Annotated in this window: 4 protein-coding genes and 1 pseudogene; all 5 read left to right on the top strand. The window is 62.7% G+C overall.

Annotated elements, in window-relative coordinates; genetic code table 11:
- Positions 1-507: 507 nt before the first annotated feature.
- The 5 genes and pseudogenes from RHOOR87_RS0118380 to RHOOR87_RS19480 all read left to right on the top strand — a co-directional run bounded on the left by RHOOR87_RS0118380 (position 508) and on the right by RHOOR87_RS19480 (position 2,749).
- Complete coding sequence (locus RHOOR87_RS0118380) at positions 508-1,161, top strand: hypothetical protein (protein WP_007511324.1); 654 nt, start codon at positions 508-510, stop codon at positions 1,159-1,161.
- A 209-nt stretch (positions 1,162-1,370) separates the two neighbouring features.
- Positions 1,371-1,604 carry a hypothetical protein gene (locus RHOOR87_RS0118375; protein ID WP_007511327.1) on the top strand — a complete coding sequence of 78 codons (234 nt, stop codon included), beginning with the start codon at positions 1,371-1,373 and terminating at the stop codon, positions 1,602-1,604.
- A gap of 296 nt (positions 1,605-1,900) precedes the next feature.
- Positions 1,901-2,155, top strand: a complete 255-nt coding sequence (locus RHOOR87_RS20125) for a type II toxin-antitoxin system RelE/ParE family toxin (RefSeq protein ID WP_081700036.1) — start codon at positions 1,901-1,903, stop codon at positions 2,153-2,155.
- Positions 2,152-2,459: pseudogene (locus tag RHOOR87_RS19485) on the top strand (addiction module antidote protein). The gene RHOOR87_RS20125 and the pseudogene RHOOR87_RS19485 overlap by 4 nt, the downstream one beginning before the upstream one ends.
- Positions 2,456-2,749, top strand: a complete 294-nt coding sequence (locus RHOOR87_RS19480) for a hypothetical protein (RefSeq protein WP_196807000.1) — start codon at positions 2,456-2,458, stop codon at positions 2,747-2,749. Before RHOOR87_RS19485 ends, RHOOR87_RS19480 begins: the two are co-directional and overlap by 4 nt.
- The last annotated feature ends 161 nt before the right edge of the window (positions 2,750-2,910 follow it).

The raw sequence follows: 2,910 nt of genomic DNA, 5'->3' as shown, positions 1-2,910 counted from the left end.
CATGCCGGTTCTCCGCCTCGTAACATGGCACTGAGCCTCCGCCGCGCACGTCTCACATCACGCGACAGTCGGCTGAGCGTCGTCGCTAATCAGGAATTTCTATCGTCAGGCGGCACCATTGGCCGTTGATTCTCATAACAGAAGCGCACCGATCCCATTCGAACAAAACGGGGTCGGTTTCACTTGCCCACGCCTCACCGCAAACGTGTCATGGACGACAACCGATAGCCATGGAGCTGTCTTGACTCCCCTCCACAGTCGTAGCAGACTCGATTTCAAGGAGCGTAGAAACTCCTCTAACAGCGGCACCCACCTCCGACAAACCGGTGGGTTTTTTGTGCCCGTGTTGCTGCGGGCATGGACCGACGCGATGCCTGCGTCGGGAGGGCGGCTAATACAACACCCGCAAGGGGAATACGCTCGCCGTCTGTTAGCGGTTTCTAACCTCCCGACTTCCCGTCCGTCTTCATTCCGTGGACGGGCACTTCATGGAATTAGGAGGCGACCATGTCGACGTTCGATTCTGAAGATCTGGAAACGACGGGCTATTTCTTGCCGGAGGACAGCCAGCTGCGGCTGAAACAGCTACGCGAATACGTGGGGTTCCTGACCAACCTGGCGCGACCGCGCAGGCCGGACGAGGATCAGGAGTGGTATGCGGAGATTCGCCCGGGCGAGGTGGCGATCTGCCTGGAGTTGCTGGAGGAGCAGATCGCCCAGGTGCTGGACGAACTCTCCTGGCCGGCCGAGCGTGGCGAACGGGCGGCAGCAGGCGAGGCCGATGCGGACGCGGAGGCTTACACGGAAGCCGCAAAACCGGACGCCACCGAGCCAGTGATGGATGAGGCCGGCAACCGCTTCCTCTTCGGCGTCACCCTGGATCAGTTCGACGGGATCGACCGGCTGCTCGACAGCCTGCGGGCGCTTGGCAATGTGGTGACCTGCAGCGATCACGCCGAGTTGTCCGATGTCACGCTGTCGATCATGGGCGATGCCATCGTCCGCGACGTGGAGAACCTGCGCGACATCATCAGAAATGTGAATGCGCAGGAACTGAAGCCACCGCGCGTGACGAAACCCGGTGTTCGCGAGGAGCAGGGCGCTTACCATGCCGGGCGACCGCGTTTGTCCGTGGTGGACAACGCGTCACGTGCCGCGTGACCGCTGCCTGCCCACCGGAACAGGTGTCATGAAAAATGTCAGGGATAAGTTCCGGCCGGCAACAGGAGCCGCCAAATTGTCCCTGGCAGCTTTTTCGTGGGGGATGTCGCCGCCATTGTTGCCCGACCGAAGCGCCAAGGCAGCAGCGGAGTAGTAGGCTTTCGGGGGTGTCGGCGGGGAACTGCCGCCCGACGCCAATTTCATTTCAGATGGGTTCCGGTTTCATGCGCAATTTTGATGATGCGGCAGGCGGACATTGGCAAGCGGCCGTGCTGGATGGCTCGTTTGGGGGGACGCTGCTGGTGTTCTCCTGTTCCGGCGATGGCGCGGTTCGCAAGACGGCCATGAGCGCGCAGAACATGCGGCTGGCGGAGCAGGATCTGGCCGGCATGAGCGAGTCGCGGTTGCGCGAGCTGCTCGCTGAATCGGTGCCGTGGGCGTAGCCGTCGCGTGCGATGCGAAAATCGGGACGGAGGAAGTTAAGGATGGGCGTCAGGTTCACTTGATGCGGGTCCACCTGACCGGCACGTCCTGGTGGGCTGCTCGCTCGTTGACGGAGCGTCGAGTCTTGGGCTCGATCATCGCGGGGCAGCAGCCGTACCGAGATTCTCTCTTCCCGCACTTCATGAGTCGAGTACGCGGCCGCCTACGATGGCTTGATTGAGTGACAACCACAGTTTGCATTTTATCTGTGTTTGACTTGGTCAAATCCGCGACGTTCGATACTTGATTCGTCAGCCTGCGCGATGCCCGCGCCAGGGCACGGATCGCGGCTCGGCTTGATCGCATCGCCGGCGGAAACTTTGGTGACGTCAAGCCGGCAGGCGGCGGAGTCAGCGAGTTGCGGGTCGACTACGGCCCCGGTTATCGGGTGTACTTCATGCAGCGTGGCTCGGTGCTCGTGGTGGTGCTGGCCGGTGGCGACAAGCGCACCCAGCGTATCGATATCAAGACAGCCCAGCGCGTTGCAGCCGAGTGGGAGCGTGGATCATGAAAGGCGTGCGAGAGACCTTTTCCCGTTACGACAGTGCCGACTACCTCGAGACCGAGGCGGACATAGCTGCCTATCTCGAAGCCTGCGCGGAGGAAGCGCCCAACGACCCCGTATTCATGCTGAAAGCCCTCGGCACGGTGGCGCGCGCACGCAACATGAGCCAGCTGGCCGAGGCTGCTGGCATGGCCCGCGCCGGGCTGTACAAGGCACTGTCGGGTGAAGGCAACCCCAGCCTTGCCAACACACCATGAAGGTGGCGAAGGCGCTCGGTTATCGACTGGCACTGGTGCCTGATCGGGAATGACGTACGCATGGAGACCGGCTTGTCCGGCCTATCGTCGCGACCTGGCCACGCTGGATGCGCTGCGTCCGTGCCTGGCGCGGCTGTCCAAGCTGAGCCAGCGCGGTGACGACACGCAGATGGCGGTGGGCAGCGACCTGATGACCAATGCGCTGGAGGGTTACGCCGTGCTCAAAGTCACCGGCAAGGGGCAGGGCGTGGACGAGCTGCGCCGGATGCTCGCCACCCGCTTCGCCCGCGGCCCGCGTGCGCCTTCGACGCCGGTCACCCCAGCCGAGCCCGCGGCGGCCTGATCGTCGGCCGCACGGCAACACGCTGCATGAAGAGTCCCGCGTCGCGGGGCTTTTCTTTGGCTGAGGCAGTACTGTCCGGTTAATCGGGNAAGAGAATCAATTGGTTAGCAGGGTCGCCGGTAGAACTCTGTGGTTCTTGCTGCTGCAGGGCGCATTCCAAT

Source organism: Rhodanobacter sp. OR87, assembly GCF_000473345.1.
GTDB lineage: Bacteria > Pseudomonadota > Gammaproteobacteria > Xanthomonadales > Rhodanobacteraceae > Rhodanobacter > Rhodanobacter denitrificans.
This window is presented reverse-complemented; position numbering and strand designations above follow the sequence as displayed.